The sequence below is a fragment of the Neobacillus sp. FW104-15D2 genome (assembly GCF_058790155.1).
The window spans coordinates 147030-168681 of sequence record NZ_JBYTCJ010000004.1 but is presented as its reverse complement, the minus strand read 5'-3'; the positions used below and the strand labels follow the sequence as shown (position 1 = coordinate 168681).

At 42.6% G+C, this 21652-nt stretch carries 18 protein-coding genes; 5 read left to right on the top strand and 13 right to left on the bottom strand.

Annotated features, from left to right (window positions below; genetic code table 11):
• Positions 1-295: 295 nt before the first annotated feature.
• The 3 genes from uvrA to AC3WR0_RS05325 all read right to left on the bottom strand — a co-directional run bounded on the left by uvrA (position 296) and on the right by AC3WR0_RS05325 (position 5726).
• On the bottom strand, positions 296-3169 hold the full coding sequence (gene uvrA / locus AC3WR0_RS05335; RefSeq protein WP_492551331.1) for an excinuclease ABC subunit UvrA: 2874 nt from the start codon (positions 3167-3169) through the stop codon (positions 296-298).
• A gap of 7 nt (positions 3170-3176) precedes the next feature.
• On the bottom strand, positions 3177-5156 hold the full coding sequence (uvrB, locus tag AC3WR0_RS05330) for an excinuclease ABC subunit UvrB (protein WP_492551330.1): 1980 nt from the start codon (positions 5154-5156) through the stop codon (positions 3177-3179).
• Positions 5157-5489: 333 nt separating this feature from the next.
• Complete coding sequence (locus AC3WR0_RS05325) at positions 5490-5726, bottom strand: DUF2198 family protein (RefSeq protein ID WP_492551329.1); 237 nt, start codon at positions 5724-5726, stop codon at positions 5490-5492.
• Between the two features lie 265 nt (positions 5727-5991).
• Between AC3WR0_RS05325 and AC3WR0_RS05320 the strand changes: the two genes are divergently transcribed.
• From AC3WR0_RS05320 to AC3WR0_RS05310, 3 genes are all read left to right on the top strand, one after another.
• Positions 5992-6276 (top strand): hypothetical protein, encoded by a 285-nt coding sequence (locus AC3WR0_RS05320; protein WP_492551328.1) that lies wholly within the window; start codon positions 5992-5994, stop codon positions 6274-6276.
• 136 nt (positions 6277-6412) lie between these two features.
• The gene (locus AC3WR0_RS05315) at positions 6413-6742 is read left to right on the top strand and encodes an ArsR/SmtB family transcription factor (RefSeq protein WP_492551327.1); all 330 of its coding nucleotides are present in this window, start codon (positions 6413-6415) and stop codon (positions 6740-6742) included.
• 20 nt (positions 6743-6762) lie between these two features.
• On the top strand, positions 6763-7680 hold the full coding sequence (locus tag AC3WR0_RS05310; RefSeq protein ID WP_492551326.1) for a cation diffusion facilitator family transporter: 918 nt from the start codon (positions 6763-6765) through the stop codon (positions 7678-7680).
• 154 nt (positions 7681-7834) lie between these two features.
• Here AC3WR0_RS05310 and AC3WR0_RS05305 read toward each other — a convergent pair whose 3' ends face one another.
• Both AC3WR0_RS05305 and AC3WR0_RS05300 read right to left on the bottom strand, forming a co-directional pair.
• The gene (locus AC3WR0_RS05305; protein ID WP_492551325.1) at positions 7835-9949 is read right to left on the bottom strand and encodes a heavy metal translocating P-type ATPase; all 2115 of its coding nucleotides are present in this window, start codon (positions 9947-9949) and stop codon (positions 7835-7837) included.
• A gap of 5 nt (positions 9950-9954) precedes the next feature.
• Positions 9955-10341: an ArsR/SmtB family transcription factor gene (locus AC3WR0_RS05300; protein WP_492551324.1), complete on the bottom strand. Its 387-nt coding sequence runs from the start codon at positions 10339-10341 to the stop codon at positions 9955-9957.
• A gap of 143 nt (positions 10342-10484) precedes the next feature.
• On the opposite strand from AC3WR0_RS05300, the gene AC3WR0_RS05295 reads away from it, so the two are divergent.
• A complete protein-coding gene (locus AC3WR0_RS05295; protein WP_492551323.1) occupies positions 10485-11198 on the top strand; it encodes a YqjF family protein in 714 nt (237 codons plus the stop codon).
• Between the two features lie 165 nt (positions 11199-11363).
• Here AC3WR0_RS05295 and AC3WR0_RS05290 read toward each other — a convergent pair whose 3' ends face one another.
• On the bottom strand, positions 11364-11819 hold the full coding sequence (locus AC3WR0_RS05290; RefSeq protein WP_492551322.1) for a chemotaxis protein CheX: 456 nt from the start codon (positions 11817-11819) through the stop codon (positions 11364-11366).
• 28 nt (positions 11820-11847) lie between these two features.
• Entirely contained in the window at positions 11848-13326 is a 1479-nt protein-coding gene (locus AC3WR0_RS05285; protein ID WP_492551321.1) for a methyl-accepting chemotaxis protein, read from the bottom strand.
• 727 nt (positions 13327-14053) lie between these two features.
• On the opposite strand from AC3WR0_RS05285, the gene AC3WR0_RS05280 reads away from it, so the two are divergent.
• Positions 14054-14578 carry an NUDIX hydrolase gene (locus AC3WR0_RS05280; RefSeq protein WP_492551320.1) on the top strand — a complete coding sequence of 175 codons (525 nt, stop codon included), beginning with the start codon at positions 14054-14056 and terminating at the stop codon, positions 14576-14578.
• A gap of 67 nt (positions 14579-14645) precedes the next feature.
• Here the strand turns inward: AC3WR0_RS05280 and rhaA are convergent, their stop codons facing one another.
• The 6 genes from rhaA to AC3WR0_RS05250 all read right to left on the bottom strand — a co-directional run bounded on the left by rhaA (position 14646) and on the right by AC3WR0_RS05250 (position 21613).
• On the bottom strand, positions 14646-15899 hold the full coding sequence (gene rhaA, locus AC3WR0_RS05275) for an L-rhamnose isomerase (RefSeq protein ID WP_492551319.1): 1254 nt from the start codon (positions 15897-15899) through the stop codon (positions 14646-14648).
• A 13-nt stretch (positions 15900-15912) separates the two neighbouring features.
• Positions 15913-17307 carry a rhamnulokinase gene (gene rhaB / locus AC3WR0_RS05270; protein WP_492551318.1) on the bottom strand — a complete coding sequence of 465 codons (1395 nt, stop codon included), beginning with the start codon at positions 17305-17307 and terminating at the stop codon, positions 15913-15915.
• Between the two features lie 9 nt (positions 17308-17316).
• On the bottom strand, positions 17317-17643 hold the full coding sequence (locus AC3WR0_RS05265) for an L-rhamnose mutarotase (RefSeq protein WP_492551317.1): 327 nt from the start codon (positions 17641-17643) through the stop codon (positions 17317-17319).
• An 18-nt stretch (positions 17644-17661) separates the two neighbouring features.
• Positions 17662-19728, bottom strand: coding sequence for a bifunctional aldolase/short-chain dehydrogenase (locus tag AC3WR0_RS05260; protein WP_492551316.1), 2067 nt, complete (start codon positions 19726-19728; stop codon positions 17662-17664).
• 115 nt (positions 19729-19843) lie between these two features.
• A complete protein-coding gene (locus AC3WR0_RS05255; RefSeq protein WP_492551315.1) occupies positions 19844-20677 on the bottom strand; it encodes a carbohydrate ABC transporter permease in 834 nt (277 codons plus the stop codon).
• Positions 20678-21613, bottom strand: a complete 936-nt coding sequence (locus AC3WR0_RS05250) for a carbohydrate ABC transporter permease (protein ID WP_492551314.1) — start codon at positions 21611-21613, stop codon at positions 20678-20680.
• Positions 21614-21652 lie beyond the last annotated feature (39 nt).

Sequence of the window (21652 nt, the reverse complement as noted above, 5' to 3'; positions counted from 1 at the left end):
CAAAACTTCTACCTCTTTTCGCAAAACTTCTACTCCTTTTTCCCAAACTTCTACTTTTCATACTAAAAAGACCGGCCCTAGCCGGTCCCCTCACATATGTTCTTCCCTATTGAAAAGAACTTCTACTTGTTTCATCAAAACTTCTACCTCTTTTCGCAAAACTTCTACTCCTTTTTCCCAAACTTCTACTTTTCATACTAAAAAGACCGGCCCTAGCCGGTCCCCTCAAATAGGTTTAGATTTTTCACTTTCTTATCCTGCAAATAAAAGAGCCGAAGCCCGCTTGTTAGCGGCTTCAGCTCTTTACACCTTCTTGTTCCTGTATGAGTTTTTCCGTTCGCAGACGGTCTCGCTGCAGAACTGGTTTCAGGTATTTGCCTGTATAGGATCCTGGTACTTCAGCCACCTTCTCAGGTGTACCGGATGCAATAATAGTACCTCCCTTGTCCCCGCCTTCTGGTCCAAGGTCGATAATATAATCAGCCGCCTTGATAACATCCAGATTGTGTTCGATTACAAGGACTGTATCTCCATTTTCAACGAGACGCTGGAGAACTACCAGCAAACGGGAGATATCATCCACATGAAGGCCTGTTGTCGGCTCATCCAAAATATAGAATGACTTTCCTGTTGAACGGCGGTGCAGTTCGGAAGCAAGCTTAACACGCTGCGCTTCCCCTCCGGACAAAGTTGTTGCGGGCTGGCCAAGAGTAATATAACCGAGCCCTACATCATAAATAGTTTGCAGCTTTCGGGCAATTTTAGGGATATTCTCGAAGAACTCGAGTGCATTCTCAACAGTCATATCCAAGATATCCGAAATGTTTTTGCCCTTGTATTTTACTTCAAGCGTTTCCCTGTTGTATCGTTTCCCGTGGCAAATCTCACATGGAACATATACATCGGGCAGGAAGTGCATTTCAATTTTTATAATCCCATCACCACGGCAGGCTTCACATCGGCCACCCTTTACGTTAAAGCTAAAGCGGCCCTTCTTATAGCCGCGCACCTTCGCTTCATTCGTAGAAGCAAAAACATCGCGGATATCGTCAAATACACCTGTATAAGTGGCTGGATTGGAACGCGGTGTCCGGCCGATAGGAGACTGGTCGATATCGATTACCTTTTCAAGGTGCTCGATTCCTTTAACTTCCTTGTGCTCACCAGGCCTTGTTTTTGCGTTATGAAGTTTCTGAGCAAGTGACTTATGAAGTATTTCATTAATCAGCGTACTTTTACCAGAACCGGAAACTCCCGTAACGGAAATAAACATTCCAAGCGGAATTTTCACATTCACATTGCGGAGGTTATTTTCCGATGCTCCTTTAATCTCAATATAGCGGCCATCCGCCTTGCGTCGTTCAATTGGCAGGGGAATGAATTTTTTACCGGCAAGATATTGCCCTGTCAGAGAGTTCGGATCTTCCATTACCTCTTTCGGCGTTCCTGCAGAGACAATTTCACCACCATGCACACCGGCGCCAGGTCCGACATCAATCAGGTAATCAGCAGCAAGCATCGTATCTTCATCGTGCTCAACCACAATCAATGTATTTCCGATATCACGCATATTTTTCAACGTGCCAATCAGCCGGTCATTATCCCGCTGATGCAGACCGATTGAAGGCTCATCCAAAATATACAATACACCCGTCAGCCTTGAACCAATCTGGGTGGCTAGCCTGATCCGCTGTGCCTCTCCTCCCGAAAGTGTCCCGGCAGCGCGGCTCAAAGTCAGGTAATCCAGACCAACATTTATCAAAAATCCAAGGCGCTCCTTGATTTCTCTAAAAATCAGGGTGGCAATCTTCATTTCTTTTTCGGTCAGCTCGAGCCCATCAAAAAAGTCATTTGCATCCTCAATCGATAGGGAGGTTACCTGAGAAATATGAGTTCCAGAGATTAGAACGGCAAGGCTTTCTTTTTTCAAACGGTAGCCTTTACAGGTTGGACATGGCTGCTGAGCCATATATTTTTCCATCTGCTCACGAATCCAGTCAGAGCCTGTCTCTTTAAAACGGCGCTCCACATTGCTGAGAACTCCTTCAAATACGATATAGCCATCCTTTACCTGGCCAAAATCATTTTGATAGCGGAAGTGAATCCTTCTGCCTTCAGAGCCATAAAGAATTTTATCCAGCTGGTTTTTCGGAAGATTTTTGACAGGAACATCCATGTCAATTCCGTATTCCTTACATACTGCCTTCAGCAGCTGCGGGTAATACTGTGAGCTTGTCGGTTCCCATGGAGCAATTGCATGCTGATTCAGCGTTAGCTCCTTATTTGGGATAACAAGGTCTGGATCGACTTCAAGCTTTGAACCAAGACCATCACATTCCGGGCAGGCTCCATACGGGCTGTTGAAGGAGAACATCCGCGGCTCAAGCTCTCCTATTGAAAAGCCGCAGATTGGACATGCATGGTTTTCACTGAATAAAAGCTCTTCCTCACCCATCACATCCACTATTACATTACCTTCGCCAAGGCCTAGGGCGCTTTCAAGTGAGTCTGCAAGCCTGGATGCAACACCCTCCTTCACCACAATACGGTCAACGACCACTTCGATAGAGTGCTTCTTATTTTTTTCAAGCTCAATGTCGTCACTAAGGTCTAACATTTCTCCATCAACCCGTACACGTACATATCCTTGCTTTTTAATCTCATCAAAGACTTTTACATGCGTACCCTTTCTTCCCGAAACAACCGGTGCAAGAATCTGCATTTTTGTCCGTTCAGGGTATTCCATGATCCGGTCCACCATCTGTTCAATCGTTTGTGAAGATATTTCAATGCCATGGTTCGGACACGTCGGTCTTCCAACTCTGGCAAATAGCAATCTTAAATAGTCATAAACTTCTGTTACCGTCCCAACCGTTGAGCGCGGGTTGCGGCTTGTTGTTTTCTGGTCTATTGAAATCGCAGGTGACAGCCCTTCAATTGCATCGACATCCGGTTTGTCCATTTGTCCAAGGAATTGCCGGGCATAAGCAGACAGCGATTCAACGTAGCGGCGCTGCCCTTCTGCATAAATAGTATCAAAGGCTAGCGAGGACTTTCCGGAACCGGAAAGTCCTGTCAGCACAACAAGCTTATCTCTCGGAATTGTGACATCAATATTTTTTAAATTGTGAGCTCTGGCACCTTTGACAATCAGTTTATCCATCGCCATGTTTACGTCATCCTTCCGCTTTCAGCTCAAATAACAAGTCACGAAGTTCAGCAGCTTTTTCAAAATCAAGCGCTTTGGCCGCGTCCTTCATTTCTTTTTCCATATTCATAATCATGCGTTCTTTTTCTTTCTTTGACATCTTGCCAAACTTGGCAGATGGTTTGTACTCTTCCTGCTCCTCGGCCGCGTGGGTCGCACGAATCGAATCCCGTATACCCTTTTGAATGGTCGTAGGAGTAATGCCATGCTTCTCATTGTATTCTTCCTGTATCACACGGCGCCTTTTTGTTTCACTTATAGCCAATTCCATCGAATTGGTCATGCGGTCTGCATACATGATTACGTGACCGTTAGAATTCCGCGCGGCACGTCCGATGGTCTGAATCAGTGACCGTTCGGAACGGAGGAATCCTTCTTTATCGGCATCTAAAATTGTCACAAGTGATACTTCCGGTATGTCGAGGCCTTCCCTTAGGAGGTTGATTCCGACAAGAACGTCATATTTGCCGAGGCGGAGTTCACGAATAATTTCAATCCGCTCCAGCGTCTTAATCTCAGAGTGAAGATACTGTACTTTGATACCGATTTCCTTTAAATAATCTGTCAGGTCCTCGGACATTTTTTTCGTAAGGGTGGTCACAAGAACGCGTTCATTCTTTTTAACTCTATCTTGAATTTCACCAATTAAATCGTCAATCTGACCCTCAATCGGCCTGACCTCAATGTTTGGATCAAGCAGACCAGTCGGCCGGATAATCTGTTCTACCATCACTGGTGTATGCTCTATTTCATACGGGCCAGGCGTTGCTGAGACATAAACAATTTGATTGACATGCCCTTCAAATTCATTGAAGGTCAGCGGACGGTTATCCATGGCCGATGGCAGGCGGAAACCGTGGTCCACAAGCACCTGCTTACGGGCCTGGTCACCATTAAACATTCCCCGAATTTGCGGAATGCTAACATGGGACTCATCGACCACAATTAAAAAATCATCCGGGAAGTAATCAATAAGTGTGTAAGGTGTAGATCCCGGGGGCCGGAGTGTCAGGTGGCGAGAGTAGTTTTCGATACCGGAACAGAAACCCATTTCTCTCATCATTTCGAGATCATAGCGGGTCCTTTGTTCAATCCTTTGTGCTTCAAGAAGCTTTTCTTCTGAACGAAGAACCTCAAGACGTTCCTCTAATTCTTTTTCGATATTCTGGATAGCAATCTGCATTTTCTCTTCGCGTGTAACGAAGTGGGAGGCCGGGAAGATGGCTACGTGATCCCGTTCACCAATAATTTCACCGGTTAAGGCATCCACTTCACGAATACGATCGATTTCATCACCGAAAAATTCTACACGCATACAGTGCTCATCACGTGATACCGGGAAAATTTCGACTACATCTCCCCGCACCCGGAATGTTCCACGCTTAAAATCTATATCATTCCGTTCATATTGAATATCAACTAAACGATGCAGCAGCTGATTGCGCTCAATTTCCATACCGGTACGAAGCGATACGACCATATCACGGTATTCTTCGGGAGATCCCAAACCATATATACAACTCACACTCGCGATGATTATGACATCCTTCCGTTCAAACAGCGAAGATGTGGCTGAGTGGCGGAGTTTATCGATTTCATCATTAATGCTCGCATCTTTTTCAATAAATGTATCAGTCGAAGGCACATAGGCCTCTGGCTGGTAATAATCATAATAACTGACAAAGTATTCAACCGCGTTGTTCGGGAAAAACTCTTTGAATTCGCTATAAAGCTGGCCTGCCAGCGTTTTGTTGTGCGCGATTACCAGGGTAGGCTTATTGATTTCTTTAATAACATTGGAAATCGTAAACGTCTTCCCTGTACCTGTAGCACCAAGCAAGGTCTGGTGCTTCTTATTTTCGCGAATTCCCTGTACCAGCTGCTTGATTGCTGCCGGCTGGTCCCCTTGTGGCGAATACTTCGAAACTAATTCAAATTGGTCCTTCACAAAACATCCTCCTGTTACTGGATTTCATTTAGAGCATGGTTCATTAAACCTGTTTTCGGACCCTCTGTGCTGCCATGCTATATTAAAAAGATGCGCGCCTGCCTAGCGACGCAAATCTTACCTTATAAGTCAAAAAGTTCATATCACCATTCTACCACAAACTCCCTATTACAAACCAACAATATGCGAACTTACATTCGCAAAAACCTTTTTTCAGTTATTTTAAGGGGCTTTTCCACAACTATCCGGATTTATTGTTGCTTTTTACTGCTTTTATGAGGCTCTTTATCGGAAAAAAATATAGCCTGCCGGTTTTGAACCAGCAGGCTATCTTCAGGAGCGGCTTTCGCTTTTTCTGGGCTTCATTTTAGAAGCCAGCCAAAAGCCTGCCGTTAAGGAAAAGGCATCAATAATGATTAGTGTCATGGTGTTTGTGTACCCTTTATAAACAGATGTGGCAATTAATGCAACGGTTAAAATAAGTGCAATTACTCGGTTATAGCACACGCGGGTAAACAGCAGGACAAGCAGGCCAGGCAGCAGGAGTGCCGCCAAATATTTGATAAACAAGTGAAAACACCTCATTATTTTCAGGTCTGTTAACTCATTCTAAAAACTTATCCTATAATTTGCAACTGTCAAATTATAAATATTATAGATTTTAATTTTAAATGGAACTCCTAAACACTTCTAGTCTTTACCATGTTTAGGAAATCTTTAAAAGTGTATAGAAAAGTAAGGAAACTCCCCTTATGATCAGAAATCCGAAAAATGGCTGACGAATATACCTCTTAAGTTATAATACTCCAATCTTACTAGATGGCGGTGATTTAAAATGAAAAACCAAGGCTATTCAAAGGAAGAAGTACTTCGAAATCTTGAAGAGGATATTGCTAAATGTAAAAAGCAGATAGAAGAAACTGTCCACGATGCAAGATTAGACGACATTTCAAAGAGTTTGTCCCAGAATCTTACCTCTCTAGAAATAGTGGCAAATTCCAAGCAGGTTAACTATCCAGTCATTGATTCTGAAGCACTCCATAACTATCTAATAGATTATGACCTAAAAAAGCCTATTAGCGACGGAAATTACTATAATGTCGTAAGCTTTGACGAGTAATAAACCAAAAGCCCCTGTTTTTAACAATTTGGGGCTTTTTCTTATTAGATTTGAGATTGTGCTCTGTCGCTTTTTTAGACAATATGCACATATGAGCATATACTAATAAAGAGAGTTTTTAAAGGGGGTTCAAAGGATGGATGGGGATGAAAAAGGCTTTGAAAAATCTAAAATAAAATCATTAAACGAGGAGACTCTTTTTATGGTTTCCCAAACCTTTAAGGCATTAGCAGACAGTACAAGAATTAAAATCCTCTACTTATTATCCCAAAAGGAATGCTCGGTAAATGAGATTGCAGAGGAATTGGGACTGCATCAATCAACTGCTTCCCATCAATTAAGCTTTTTAAAAAATCTTCGGCTTGTGAAGTTTAAGCGGGAAGGAAATACTGTTTATTATTCACATGACGACCAGCATATCCTGGATCTTCTGCAGCAAGCCATCGACCATGCATGTCATAATTAGTTTTTTAGGAGTGATTTTTCATGTCACATAATCATAATCATGGGGGGCATGGACATAACCATGAACCGGCAAATTACGGATTAGCATTCGGGGTGGGGATCATCCTGAATACCATTTTCATTATTATAGAAGCTGTTTATGGAGTTATTGGTGACTCCTTGGCACTGCTTGCGGATGCTGGACATAATTTGAGTGATGTCCTCGGTCTGATAATTGCCTGGATTGCCGTTTGGCTTGGCAAAAAAGGACCTTCCGAAAAAAGGACCTATGGATTTAAAAGAAGTTCCATTTTAGCGGCTTTATTCAATGCGGTTTTCCTCTTAGTCGCTTTAGGGGCCATTGCATGGGAAGCCATACAGCGTTTCTCCTCTCCTCAGCCGGTTGAAGGGAAAACTGTCATCATTGTCGCCATAATCGGGATAATAATTAACACTATTACTGCATTGCTCTTTATGTCAGGACGGAAGAACGATTTAAATATCAGAGGTGCATTTATGCATATGGCTGCAGATGCCCTTGTATCCCTCGGTGTTGTCGTGGCAGGTTTTATCATGCTTTGGACAGGTTGGGAATGGCTCGATCCCACAGTCAGTCTGGCGATTGCCATTGTCATTTTCTTTGGAACGTGGGGCCTTTTAAAAGAATCCCTTAATCTTTCCCTGGACGCTGTTCCTGAAGGATTGAACATTAAGGCGATTAAAAGTTACCTTTGTGAAATACCGACTGTTCTGGAAGTTCACGATTTGCATGTTTGGGGAATGAGTACTACGGAGGCGATCATGACAGCACATATCGTTCGTTCCACTATAGAGGATAACGATGAATTGCTGAAAAGGATAACCAAAGAGCTCCATGATCAATTTGGTATTGAACATACTACCATTCAAATTGAAAAAGGAACATTCAACTGTTCCCAGCAGCCCGATACTACCATCTAAATCACAAAAACAGCAATCCACAACCAGGATTGCTGTTTTTTCTTCATGTTAACTACGATACATTCTCCGAAACAGTTTTGGCCCTCCAGACGGGTAGTTTATCTTCACTTTCCTATAGAGAGCCTCTATTAACATTAATATGGTTATCCATACATTATTCCCTTACTTTTAAAAGGCGCAAACCGTTTAAAGTGACAAGGAGAGTGGTCCCCATGTCTGCAAAGATGGCAATCCATAAAGTAAGCCAGCCTGGAATCACGAGCAGGAGGGCAATCACTTTGATAACCAGAGAAAAGGTTATATTTTGCTTTATGATGGTTAGGGTTTTTCTGCTTAATTTGATTGTAAAAGGCAGCTTCCGAAGATCATCGTTCATCAGTACAATATCAGCCGTTTCAAGTGCGGTATCCGACCCGGCGCCGCCCATAGCAATCCCTACCGCTGCAGTGGCTAGTGCCGGAGCATCATTGACTCCGTCTCCTACCATGGCCACACTGCCATAATCCCTTTGCAGTTCTTTGATAAAATGAAGCTTATCCTGCGGCAGAAGTTCAGCTTTTACATCGGTCATACCGACTGTTTTCCCAATTGCCTCCGCAGCCGCATGATTGTCTCCAGTAAGCAGAATGGTTTTTTCGATTCCCTGATTGTAAAGCCGTGAAACAACCTCTTTGCTCGTGCCGCGAACTTCATCTGCAACCCCTGCAATGGCAAGAACCTCTTCGCGGTCGGCTATCGCCATCACGGTTTTTCCTTCCTTTTGGAGGCGCAGGAATTCGTCCCGAATGATAGGAAGAATAATCTCTGCAGCTTCCTTTTTTATCATTTTTAAATTACCTACAAAATAATGCGTGCCATCTACTTTACCGGCAATCCCCATTCCTACAGTTGAAGTAAACTCTTCAACTTGCAGATCAGGAGCTTTTTCCGCAAATTTAATGATGGCAGAGGCAAGCGGATGCTTGGCACGGCTCTCCAGCGCTGCCATAACAGCCAGGATATGATCGCGGTTTTTTCTTTTTCCAAAAACAATAAAATCTGTTACTACTGGGATGCCATTTGTCAGAGTGCCAGTTTTATCAAAGGCGATGGCTTTTAAGGCTCCGGCTTCCTCCAGATAGTTTCCGCCTTTAATCAGCACACCGTTTCTGGCAGCATTGCCGATAGCGGTGACAATCGAAACCGGGGTGGAAACCACCAGAGCGCAAGGACAGCCGACGACGAGAACGGCAAGACCCTGATAAATCCACGTGCTCCAATCCCCATGAAATAGCAGTGGAGGAATGAGAGCGACTAGTGCTGCAATGATCATGATAGCGGGTGTATAGTATTGAGCAAACCGATCGACAAAGCGCTGGGAAGGAGCCTTTTCACCTTGGGCTTCTTCGACAAGGTGAATGATTTTTGCAATCGTTGTGTCTTCCGCAATTTTGGTCACTTTGATTTTTAGCAGTCCTTCTCCGTTAAGGGTTCCGGCAAAAACTTCATCGCCCTCCGATTTCGCCGCTGGTACAGATTCCCCTGTAATCGCGGCCTGATTGACAGCTGATGTTCCTTCCATTACAAATCCATCCATAGCGATCAGTTGGCCGGGTTTTACCAGCATGGTATCTCCAATTTCAATATCATCGGTTTGATGAATAACTTCTTTGCCGTTCTTTATGATGATTGCTTCCTTAGGGGCCATTTCCATTAAAGAGCTTATAGAATGGCGCGCTTTATCCATGGAATACCGCTCGAGCGCTTCACTGATAGCAAAGAGAATGACCACGACAGCACCTTCGCTCCACTGGCCAATAAGCGCAGCCCCAATAATGGCAAGGGTCATGAGAGTCCGCATATCGAATTGCAGTTTAGCTAGATTTCTCAGCCCAGTTTTAAAAAGAGGATAGCCTCCAATTAAAATGCTTGCAGCAAATGAAAGGATTCCGAGAAGGCTCTTCTCACCCGCTAAATACCCGATAATAATCATTAAAAAAGAGATTTCGAGCAATAAATACTTTTTCCAAAAAGGGACTTTTACAGTCGGACGCTGTTCCCCTTTTTCCGGCTGGATGATGAGCTTTTCAAAAGCTCCTGCTTCCTCCAGCTGTTTGATTTCTGTATTTCCGTATACCGTGAGTTTGGCAGCTCCAAAATTTACTTTTGCATCCAAAACACCATCCAGGTGTTTCACGTTCTTCTCGAACGTTGCGGCACAGCCTGCTCAGGACAAGCCCTGAATGCGGTATACGTGTTTTTCTGCAGTTTGAGAGTCTGTTATTGACATGGAGGTCACCTCTTTTCAATCGGCTCAGGCCGGCCGCTTAATTCCTGTTGATGGGCAAATGCCAGGTGAATCAGCTGTTTAACATGAACGTCATCAAGCGAGTAAAAAACCAGCTTGCCTTCTTTTCGGAATTTCGCCAGTCCCAGGCTTTTTAAATGCCTGAGGTGATGCGATGCAGTTGCTGTTGTTGCACCCACAATACTGGCAACATCACATACGCAAAGCTCTTCTTCTATTGTGAGGGCGTAGGCTATTTTCATTCGGGTTTCATCAGATAAAGCTTTAAAAATTTTGGAAACGTTACTAATATCATCAGGCTGAAGCAGCTTTTGAATACGCTCAACCTTGTCAGTATAAACGCAAGTAACCTCGCAAACATCATGTTCCTTCATTTTTTCACCCACTTATTCAAATGTTCGTTTGAATTTATCATATTCAAACCATGGTTTGAATGTCAATCTTTAATGGCGAATGTTTAAAAAAATACGATGAGAGTAAATGTAGAGATAAGTATATTATGAAAGGAAGTTGTTTTGTGGAAGAAAACGGACGTCCCTATCCCTTGCCTGAAACCCCAAGGATTATGACGCAAACCTGGGAAAACTTATTATTTATCCATTGGCCCGTGCCGGCAGAAAGCTTAAGAAATCTTATTCCTGAAGAGCTGGAGCTGGAAACCTACGATGGCACCGCATGGATTGGAATTATCCCTTTTCAGGTCACTCACCAGCGCGTCCGGAGAGTACCTGAAATTCCGCTTTTTAACACGTATTTGGAGCTGAATGTACGGACGTATGTAACACATAAAGGGGTAAAAGGGGTATTCTTTTTTTCACTGGACGCCAGTCATCCCCTTGCAGTCCTGGGGGCAAGGATACTTTCCCTTCCTTATAAAAATGCTTCCATGGATTTTGAGAAAAAAGAGGAGATCATTCACTTTGAAAGCAAACGCGTTTTGAGCACTGATACTCCCGCCAAGTTTAAGGCGATCTACAGGCCAGTATCACCTCCTAAAGAGTCGGTGCCGGACAGTCTTGAACAATTTCTATATGAACGGTATGTCTTATTTACAAATGTCGCCGATGAAATAGTGCGAGGTGACATTCTGCACGATCCATGGGAGGTAAGCAAAGCCTCGCTCGAGATTCATGAGAATTCCATGTCTCCCGTTGAACTCTCGAATAGAGAGCCACTTGTCCATTTCAGTCTCTCGAAAACTGTTTTTTTCTGGCCTTTTCAAAAGGCGTAGAAAACGTATCCTGGTTAGAAAAAAAGGGTGCGAATGAAAGGGGATATATTCATTCACGTGAGAAAAAGCGGAAAGAAAGTAGGGACTACATGACCGAAATCCTCTCCCGAAAGTAGGAACTATGTGACCGAACTAAAAAAGAGCCTCAGTGGCTCTTTTAGTTTTCTAAGCTTCTGCAATTGATAATAAAAAGGACATTTCACCGGCACCGCTCACATTGATAGGCAGCTCGATGGGGTTTTTTATGTTGTGGAGCGTTGTTTTTCCTTCGATAACAGTAGGCGGAGTAATATCCATTGATATTCCCTGCTGTGAGGCAAAGGTTGTCATATTTCCCGCCAACATATTGCCAAGCTCTCCGGTAAATGAAAAGAGCATTTCACCCTCAACCTTCATGCCGAACATGCTATTAGCAATTTCTCCAAATGTTGAAGGATCTGCTTTTAAAATCAACTGGCCCTTGCACTCCCCCGTCATTCCAATTAATACACCCAGATGGGAAGTGACTTCATTTGTCTGGGCCATTTTGGGCTTTTTTATCTCCACCTCAAGCGGGAGAACCGCTTTAATGGAGTGAATAGCCGAATTTAATAGTTTCGTAATCATGGTTGCATTGCTCATTGTTTGTTTTCACTCCATTATGACTATATTATTCTTCGCGAAAAGTGTCTTTTATTTTTTCTGCACTATTCGATAAATCATCCATATAAGCGGCGATTTGAACATTATCATCGCTGATTGTTTCAATAGTAGCACTCATTTCCTCAAGGCCTGCGGAGGATTGTTCAACAATCGCAGCCAGCTCATTAGTGGAAATTTCAACATCGGAAGCTTTTATTTTTACATCCTTAACAAGACTTTCGAAGCTTTGGAACTTGCTGTTCAGCTCGAGCACTGTCTCATTTAGTTTGTCAAAAGATGCTGCGACATCATTGGTTGTACCCAGACTCTCACTGACCTTTTTCTCACTTTGAGCCATTTTTTCAAGTGCAGTTAGGTTGGTTTGGTTAACCTCCGCTAAATTACGGGTGATATTTTCGGTTGTTAAATTTGTCGTTTCAGCGAGTTTGCGGATTTCTTCGGCAACTACGGAAAATCCTCTTCCTGCCTCTCCTGCTCGTGCCGCTTCAATGCTTGCATTAATGGCGAGAAGATTGGTTTGTGAGGTAATATCCTTAATCGTATCGGCAAATCCGTTTGTCTCCTGAATCTTGCTTGTCAGGCTTCCAAATGTAGAATTAAGCTCTGTAATGATTTGCTTTAAATCATCCATTACAGTCTGAAGTACAGTCATTTTCTCTTCGCCATTTTGAGCAATAGTACGCGCAGTTTCAGTTTCCTGGTAGAGCTGGTCGGTGACGATTTCCATATCATTCATAGCCACTACTGTTGAACGGGAATTTCCAGCGATAGCAGAAACTTGTTCACTTTGTGACATGCTTCCTGCTGCCACTTCACTTACAGCCGTTTTCATTTCAAGCTGTGCTCCGGTATTATGTTGGATTTGCTTGTTAATGCTGTCAATACGTTCCGCCATTTGAGAAACTTCCTGCTCTAGCAGTGCCTTTTGGGCCTGTTTCTCATCTCTGCTTTTTTCTGATGCGATTAGGAGGCTGCCAACCTGGATATTTTGCTCTTTATTAAATTTCACCAGCATAAACAAAGAGAGTCCGGTTAGAAGGTAAGTAAGCAGTCCGCTTGGAAAAGCCAATCTTGTGGCCTCGTCCATAGCAAAAATAAAGTTCATAATTAAAGTGGCCAGTCCAAGGGTAGAACCCAAAACGAAAGTGGTTGTGGTCAGCTGAATAACGGAATAAACCTGCAGGAACGCAATAATCTGGTAGTTGGGTACGTTTCCTCCTCCCACAACAATTGTCCATATTGTACAAAAATAAATGACGATGATACTTAAATGTGGAAAGAGATTATCTTTTTTCAGGATCTTTCCCAGGATAAAATACAGACCGGCAAAAACAGCCATTTCTGCACCATAAACCCATAACTGAAAGGTTAAATGGTTCATAATGTTATATCCCTCTCCAACAGCAAGGGATATTAAAAAGGTAACAAGTATTACCAGATTCCGAGCCTTAAGGCTCTTAAATTCCATTTGTTTAATTTCATCCATTGACAGCAGCCCCTTATATTTCTTTAGCTAAATATTTCATTATATATATCGGCAAAAATTGTCGAAATTTTATTTTGAAAATATTACCTGTTAAGTTACTTAAATCCAAATAATTGAGTATTAGGTAGAAAGCGGATTTTCTGGTGACAAAATTTACTCCACCTGCTTTTCGCTTACCTCTCTTTGAAAGGACCGTTCTCTTTAAGGCAGCTTTCACTCCACCCTTTAGGAGAGAAAAACCACATTAATATTCCTCTTCTTATCAGCAGTAAGAGGAGCGTGTTCAGCAAAATAGGCATAGTGAAACGGCAGCCCTTTGCCGGAAACTGGCTGAATGACCGCAGATTCGGACTGGAACTGCCTCTGATTTACCTATACTGTCCGAATGAACCCCGGATTCGGACTGGAACTCCCTCTGATTTACCTATGCTGTCCGAATGAACCCCGGATTCGGACTGGAACTCCCTCTGATTTACCTATGCCGTCCGAATGAACCCCGGATTCGGACTGGAAACTCCCTCTGATTTACCTATGCTGTCCGAATGAACCCCGGAGTTTGGAACAAGAGGCGCGATACCATTTTTCAATTCTTTGCCGTTTCGTATGAACTATGTTAACTTATACCAAATATGAGATAAAAGGATATATTCATTAGTGCTAAATTAATACTAAACGCAAATTTGATTTAGTAATTCATAAAAGAAAAAAGAAGGGGGACCATTGATATATGCCATGGCAGATAAAAACCAGAAGAGTAGAAAAAATTGATCGGTTTGAAATTACGATAGATAGGGTTATTGTCCCAAATGGGGAAGAAAAGCCGTTTTCTTTTGTAAACTTTACCAAGGGTGTTTGCGTATTGCCTATTAACACTGACAATCAGATTATATGCCTTAAGCAATACCGGCACGCGATCGAAAGCTGGCAATGGGAACTGCCTGCCGGAATGCTGGAGGCAAACCGGGACCCTCTTGATATGGCAAAACAGGAGCTTCAGGAGGAAACAGGATACAGTGCAGACGAGTGGATTAGCCTTGGAAGCTTTTATCCTTCACCCGGCTCAACCAGCGAGGAAATCTTTCTATTTGCTGCAAAGGGGCTTTCAAAAGGAGAACAAAACCTTGAAAGCAGTGAGCAAATTATCCTTCACGAATTACCTTGGGATGAGGTTATTAAGTTAATTGCCGATGGCGAATTCCAGCATGGTGCAGGGCTGGCAGCTTTTGCAAGATATATTTCTCGAAATAGCTAAAAACCAGAAGAGCCAAGGGCTGAATGCCCTTGGCTCTTCCTCGAAAAATTCCAGGTGGTAACAGGAATTATCTCTTTAGCAAGACTTCTTCTTCATACTTTAATACATGTTCCAGCCAGGTTTCTCTTATTGGGACACCCATAGTTTCGCAGTAGTAGTCCCAGATGGCACCGAATGGATAGGTCTTAAATTCTTCCATAAGGGCTAGTCTTTCGGTGAAGTTACCATTTTCCTGTAATTGCTTGAGATACCCATTAGGTATTAGCATCGCATACAGCAATGCTTTAATCATATTTCGGGTGCCAATGACCCAGGCAGCAACCCGATTGATGCTTGCATCAAAGTAATCGAGCCCGATAATCACACGATTTAATGCGTCATTTCGAACAATCTCAAGTGCAATTTCCTTCAGTTCATCATCCAAAACAACTACATGGTCACTATCCCAGCGAACAGGTCTCGAAACGTGGAGGGCAAGATTATCAAAATAAAGAAGCATGGAGGATATCTTATTCGAAACGGTTTCTGTTGGATGATAATGCCCAGTATCAAGCAGGCAAATTTTATTGTTTTTCAAGGCATAGCCAAGATAAAATTCATGGGAACCGACAACGTATGCTTCCGATCCAATGCCAAATAACTTACTCTCAACGGCATCAAGATTATATTTACTATCCACCTCGGCTGCAAAAATTTTATCCAATGAATCTTTTAATCTTTGTCTTGGGCCCAGACGGTCACTGGGGATATCCTTATATCCATCGGGAATCCATATATTTGTTAATGAAGGGATGCCGAGTTCTTTACCGAAATACTCACCAATTTTCCGGCTTGCAATACAGTGATTGATCCAAAACTCCCGAATTTCTTCATCTGGATGGGAAAGAGTCAGACCTTCCGCCGCCTTGGGATGGGAGAATAATGTCGGGTTAAAATCCAAACCAAGTCCATTAACCTTTGCCCAATTTACCCAGTTTTGAAAATGCTTCGGTTCAAGCTGGTCTCTTTCCACTACTTCTCCATTGGTTTCCCCATATATAGCATGCAAATTGATTCGATGCTTCCCCGGAATTAATGAAAGAGCTTTTTCCAGATCACTTCGTAACTGCTCAGGTGTCTGAGCTTTTCCTGGATAGTCCCCTGTTACATCAATCCCGCCGGATAACTCACTTGGATTAACCTCAAAGCCTCCTATATCATCACCTTGCCAGCAATGAATGGAAATGGGAACCTTTTTCAGTTTCTCCATTGCTGCATCAACATCTATTCCCCACTTTGAATAGACTTGTTTAGCAAACTCATAGCTTTGGACAACAGACATTTTCCATCCCCCCTCAATTTGTTACGATATTGGCAGGTAAGTATTTTTTTACTTCAAATGATTTATTTATTATTTTCCTAGCTTCCTTTTTATCTTTAATCTCACCAAGAGCAATGAATTGTGAAGTAAGATTTCCTACGGCTGTTGCTTCTGCAGGCCCCGCATAAACCTCTTTATTAGTAACATTGGCGATGAGCTGATTCAGAAACTCATTCTTACAGCCGCCACCAATTACATTAATTTTTCCGAAATTTTTCCCCAGAATATCTTCTATTTCTGCAACCGCACTCCTATAGCTTTCTGCTAAACTACCAAATACACATTTTGCTATTTCACCCGGAGTCATAGGTACGGGCTGCTGGGTTTCTAAACAATAATTATTTATTTCGTTTACCATGTTTTCCGGATTAAAAAAACGATTATCATTTACATCGATAATCCCTTTGTAATCCACCGCTTCTTTGGCCAATTCAATGAGTTCAATATAGGAGTATTCATAATTCCTCTTTACTTCCTCAAGTATCCAAAGGCCCATACAATTTTTCAAAAAACGATAACGTCCGTCCATACCGCCCTCATTGGTAAAATTGCATTCCATAGCCTTTTTGCTGTAAATTGGATAATCCAACTCCACACCAATTAAGGACCAGGTACCAGAACTGATATAAATCGCATCTTCCTCGGGAACAGCAAGTACAGCCGAACCTGTATCATGTGTAGCCGGAAGAATGACTTTCATATCAAAACCAATTTGAGAGACGACTTCTGGCGTCAAGTTTCCAAGCACGCTCCCAGGCTTTCGGATTTCTTGAAAAATTTCTTTATTCAATCCTAATAAGCCGATTATTTCATAATTCCAATTCTTCGAATGAACATTCACTAGCTGTGTGGAGGTCGCATTGGTATATTCATTTCCTTTCTTTCCTGTCAGCAAAAAATGGAAATAATCCGGAATCATTAAAAAGGATCTTGCTTTTTCCAAGATTGACTTGATGGAATAAAGCTGATAGATAGTATTAAACTTTTGAAACTGGATGCCTGTCTCGGAGTAAAGCTTTTCTTTCGGGCAAAGCTTGAAAACTTCCTCCATCACCCCATCCGTTCGCGAGTCGCGGTAGGAAACAGCTTCTGTTAAAGGCTGATTATTCTCATCCAGCAGTATAAAATCAACTGCCCATGTATCTATACCAATACTTTTCGGGTTAATCTTCTTTTTTCCGCATATCTTAAGGCCGGTTATAATTTCTTGAAAAAGTCTCTCTACTTCCCAGCAGTACACCTCGCCTTTTTTTACGATTTTATTTTCAAAACGATGAATTTCAGTTAGCTTTAATATCCCATTTTCCAAAACTCCTAAAATAACCCTGCCACTTGAGGCCCCGATATCAACAGCCAGACAGTTTACCACTCTATCACCCTATTTCAGATAAAATACTTCCCGAAGTGGTTGAATTGTATTTGGTACGTTAAAGTCAAAAGAGCCCTTTACCATTTTTGAAGTAATGGCATTCCAGCGGGTACAGGCATCGCTTTTGGCAATATAGTCAAAAGCTGCTTCGACATCATCGCACTCAAAGCAATAAAAAAATTGATTGCCGTTTTGAAAGATGGAATAATTTCTTATTCCGGCCTTGCTGTGCTCCTCCATAATTTCTCGCCAGGGGTTGAAATGCAAAGTGATATATTCATCTAAATACTCTTCTTTAATCTCCCATGTCCACGCGTATTTGCTGCTTTTCTCCATTACTGCCGCCTCCTTTTGCTATCTTGTAAAAGCGGCAGGAACACCGCCATCAACTGTTAACATGCATCCGGTAATTTTTTCGGATTTAGATGAAGCAAAGAAAGATATGGATTCAGCAATATCGCTTGGATAAATGTTCACCTGCAGCGCTGTCCGCTTGCGATAGTGTTCCTCCAGTTGATCAGGAAGAATACCATAAGCAGCCGCCCGTTCATTCCGCCAGCTTGAATCCCATATCGCTGATCCTTGAAGAACAGCATCGGGAAGGACTGAATTTACACGGATACCATATTCCCCGCCTTCTGCAGCAATACATCTGGCCAGGTGTGTTTCTAATGCCTTAACCGAACTGTACGCAGAAGCATTTTTTCCAGCATAAATGGAGTTTTTTGAACCGACGAAGACCATATTTCCACCAATGCCCTGCAGTTTCATTTGTTTAAAGGCTTCACGGGCAACTAGAAAATAACCGGTTCCCAAAACGTTTATATTTATATTCCATTCATCAAGTGTGGTCTCATCAATCCGGCTCGAGGTAGCAAGTCCGGCGTTATTCACAATAATATCCACACCACCATATGCCAGCACCGTCTGGGCAAAAGCAGCCTGAACCTGCGCTTCGGCGGTGACATCCATCTTAATTGCAATTGCACGATTCGCACCATATTTCTCGTTAATTTCCGCTGCAACCTTTTCTGCCCCTTCGATATTCAGGTCCGCGACCGCCACATGGGCCCCATCCGAAGCAAATCTGCGGCAGGTTTCACTTCCTATTCCGCCTGCTCCGCCGGTCACGAAAGCCACTTTTCTTGAAAACTCAGCTTCTGGTGAAGCAAGAGTTAATTTATACAGTTCCAGTGGCCAGTACTCTACATTGTAGGATTCATTTTCGCTTAAGGAGACAAAGCTTCCCAGGGTGGTTGAGCCCTTCATAACAGCAATCGCCCGGTGATATAAAGCCCCACTTACCCGTGAATTGCCAGCATCCTTACCTGTGTTAACCATGCCGATTCCGGGAATAAGAATGACCCGTGGGGCAGGCTCAAATATTTTATCTCCTTCATTTTTATTTTTCTCGAAATATTCCCGGTACTGTTCTTTGAAGCTGACAATGCCTTCATTAATACCTGCAATTAATCCATCTATATCCATTAATTGCGGATCCCAATTTATAAATAGAGGTTTGCGTTTTGTATGTACAAGGTGGTCAGGGCAGGCAGCACCTATTTGAGAAAGCTCCGGCGCATCATGGCTATTCACATATTCCAGCACGTCCTCACCGCGATCATAGGTTAAAATCATTTTCTTTTCTTCACTTACTGCTCCACGGATAATGGGCAGCACTTTTGCCAAAATACCTTTTGCTGCTTCCTCGTTAAGAGACTCATATTTTTGACCGCCAAAGACAGTGTCTGGGTTTATTCTTTCTTTGATAAACTCTTCTGCTTCATTAATGATGGTAATTGTTTTGTTATAACACTCTTCTGAACTTTCTCCCCATGTTACAAGACCATGTTTTTCCATTAACACTAGCTCTGCACGCGGGTTGTTTTTTACACCTTCCGCAATTAATTTGGAGAGGGCAAAGCCTGGCCTTAGATACGGAACCCAAACAAATCGCTGTCCGAAAATCTCTTCAGCAATCTCCCTGCCATTATCGGTGCAGCAAATGCTTATAATGGCATCGGGGTGGGTATGGTCCACATGCTTAAAAGGGAGGAAAGCATGAAGCAGGGTTTCAATGGAGGCTCTCGGATGGCTGCTGTTTATCATGCAATGTGACAGATAGGCTACCATCTCTTCATCTGACATTTCAACCCTCTCAAATAAAGGATGGATATCCTCAAGATTTAGCCCTGTAAAATTCCGTTCCTTCATTGTCGCCAAATCAGAGCCGCTGCCTTTAACCCACATAACCTCAATTTCCTGACCCCGAAAGTCCCTGGCAACTGTCTTCATAGAGGTATTCCCTCCGCCCCAATTGCAAACTGCCCGGTCCGTCCCAATCAAATTGGAACGATAGACTAACTCTTCCAATCCTTTGGCTTGAGTAGCTTTTTCCTGATTCCAAAGATTCTTAACCATTATGATTCCTCCTGTTCTCAAAACTTCAATCCATTGAAAAACGAATCCAGTAAAAAATCGGATTCGTTTTATTCGATAAATTACGTGTGGTAACAGAAATTGGAGAGAGCGGCACTTACCCTTTCACCGATCCCTGTGTCATGCCTTCAACAATGTATTTTTGCGCAAATGCAAATAGAATCAATGTTGGTATGACAGATAAAACGGTGGCGGCCGACATGGAGCCCCAGTCGATATCAAATTTTGTAATAAATGAGTTCATGGCGACCGGTATGGTTTTCGCTTCTTCCTTATCGATAAACATAATCGCAAGAAACAGTTCGTTCCAGCACTGTACGAAGGCGAAAATGAAGGTGGCGGCTATTCCCGGGAGCATGACAGGAATGATGACTTTGAATAAGGCAGCCATTCTTGAACAGCCATCAATCATCGCAGCCTCCTCCAGGCTTGGCGGAATCCGTTCAAAGAAGCCTTTCATAATAACGGTACAGAATGGAACCATCATAACGGTATACATAAGCATCAGTGATGGCAGTTTATTGAGAAGCTCGAGCTTGGACATTAACAGGTATAACGGTGCCAGTCCAATAAATATGGGAATCATTTGTGTAATAAAAAAAGCCATAATCACTTGGGTCTTGCCTTTAAACTCAAACCGGGCAAGTACATAACCGCTCAGAGTCGCAATGATCAGAGAGCAAAAGCCCGCAACAATGGAGAGGATTAAACTATTGGTGATATAAATATTGAAGTTGGATATTTTGAAAATATTAATATAGTTATCAAGCGTAATCGTTTCCGGCCAATAACGAATAGGGAAGGTAAACATTTCCCGGCTGGGTTTTAAGGACGTAATGAAAATCCAATAAAGCGGAAACACGGTAAAGACAAGAAACAATGATAAAAAAACAACCTTCAAAAGCAGCGGCCAATTTATTTTTCTTGCCATTTAAAAATCACCCGCCTTATTAAACTTTGTTGCCATTAGATAAAAAATAGAAAAAAATAGCAGAAGCAAAATTAAAATGACACCGACAGCCGCCGCCTGGCCGTAGTTTTGACCCATAATGAGTTTTTCTAGCATATAGGTCGATAAGATATGGGTAGAACCGGCAGGTCCGCCATTGGTCAGCGAATAAATCAAATCAGGAAAGTTCAAAATCCAAATCACGCGCAGCAAGGTCGTTACAATCAGAGTTGGCAGAATATAAGGAATCGTAATACTGAAAAGCTGCTGGTGGTAATTTGCGCCATCCATCTTTGCTGCTTCGTATAATTCATCAGGAATAGACTGCAGGGCCGCCAAAATCATAATGGCAAAAAATGTAATTCCGTACCAAACGTTGGCGACAATAACTGAAACCATGGACCAGGTTGGATCTGCTAAAAAAGGGATCGCGTTGTCAATAATATGCATCCTGAGCAGGAGGTCGTTGATGACGCCCGCCTGCCCATTCAGCATCCAGCGCCAAATCAATCCAATCAAAAAACCAGACATCGCCCATGGAAAAAAGATAAATGCCTGATAAATTCCTCTTCCCCGGAACTTCCTTCTTAATAATAGAGCAACGATGAAGCCGATCAGCAATTGCGGAATCAAAGAAAAAAAGACCCAATAAAAGCTGTTTCCGAGCGACTCTTTAAAAGTATCCTCGGCCAGAACCGCTTTGAAATTTTCTAAGCCAATAAACTTGATATCTGTTAAGTCGAAAAGTGAATAATTTTGAAAGGCCATTACGACCCCTTTGAACAAGGGATAATAAATAAAAATAGATACAAGTACTATAGCGGGCAGCAGACAAAGAAAAATAAAAAGTCCATGCTTAGAGACAGAAAACGTTGGCAGACCTCGCTGTGCCTCGGACTGTTGAATTTGCGTTTTCACGTTTCATTTACTCCCTTCGAAAAAAAAGAAATGGGGGCA

Coding starts and splice junctions, on each gene's coding strand:
- AC3WR0_RS05310 (WP_492551326.1), top strand. CDS start 6,763: ATGTCACATAATCATAATCATGGGGGGCATGGACATAACCATGAACCG.
- uvrA (WP_492551331.1), bottom strand. CDS start 3,169: ATGGCGATGGATAAACTGATTGTCAAAGGTGCCAGAGCTCACAATTTA.
- AC3WR0_RS05280 (WP_492551320.1), top strand. CDS start 14,054: ATGCCATGGCAGATAAAAACCAGAAGAGTAGAAAAAATTGATCGGTTT.
- AC3WR0_RS05320 (WP_492551328.1), top strand. CDS start 5,992: ATGAAAAACCAAGGCTATTCAAAGGAAGAAGTACTTCGAAATCTTGAA.
- AC3WR0_RS05300 (WP_492551324.1), bottom strand. CDS start 10,341: ATGAAGGAACATGATGTTTGCGAGGTTACTTGCGTTTATACTGACAAG.
- AC3WR0_RS05315 (WP_492551327.1), top strand. CDS start 6,413: ATGGATGGGGATGAAAAAGGCTTTGAAAAATCTAAAATAAAATCATTA.
- rhaA (WP_492551319.1), bottom strand. CDS start 15,899: ATGTCTGTTGTCCAAAGCTATGAGTTTGCTAAACAAGTCTATTCAAAG.
- AC3WR0_RS05260 (WP_492551316.1), bottom strand. CDS start 19,728: ATGGTTAAGAATCTTTGGAATCAGGAAAAAGCTACTCAAGCCAAAGGA.
- AC3WR0_RS05255 (WP_492551315.1), bottom strand. CDS start 20,677: ATGGCAAGAAAAATAAATTGGCCGCTGCTTTTGAAGGTTGTTTTTTTA.
- AC3WR0_RS05290 (WP_492551322.1), bottom strand. CDS start 11,819: ATGAGCAATGCAACCATGATTACGAAACTATTAAATTCGGCTATTCAC.
- AC3WR0_RS05285 (WP_492551321.1), bottom strand. CDS start 13,326: ATGGATGAAATTAAACAAATGGAATTTAAGAGCCTTAAGGCTCGGAAT.
- AC3WR0_RS05265 (WP_492551317.1), bottom strand. CDS start 17,643: ATGGAGAAAAGCAGCAAATACGCGTGGACATGGGAGATTAAAGAAGAG.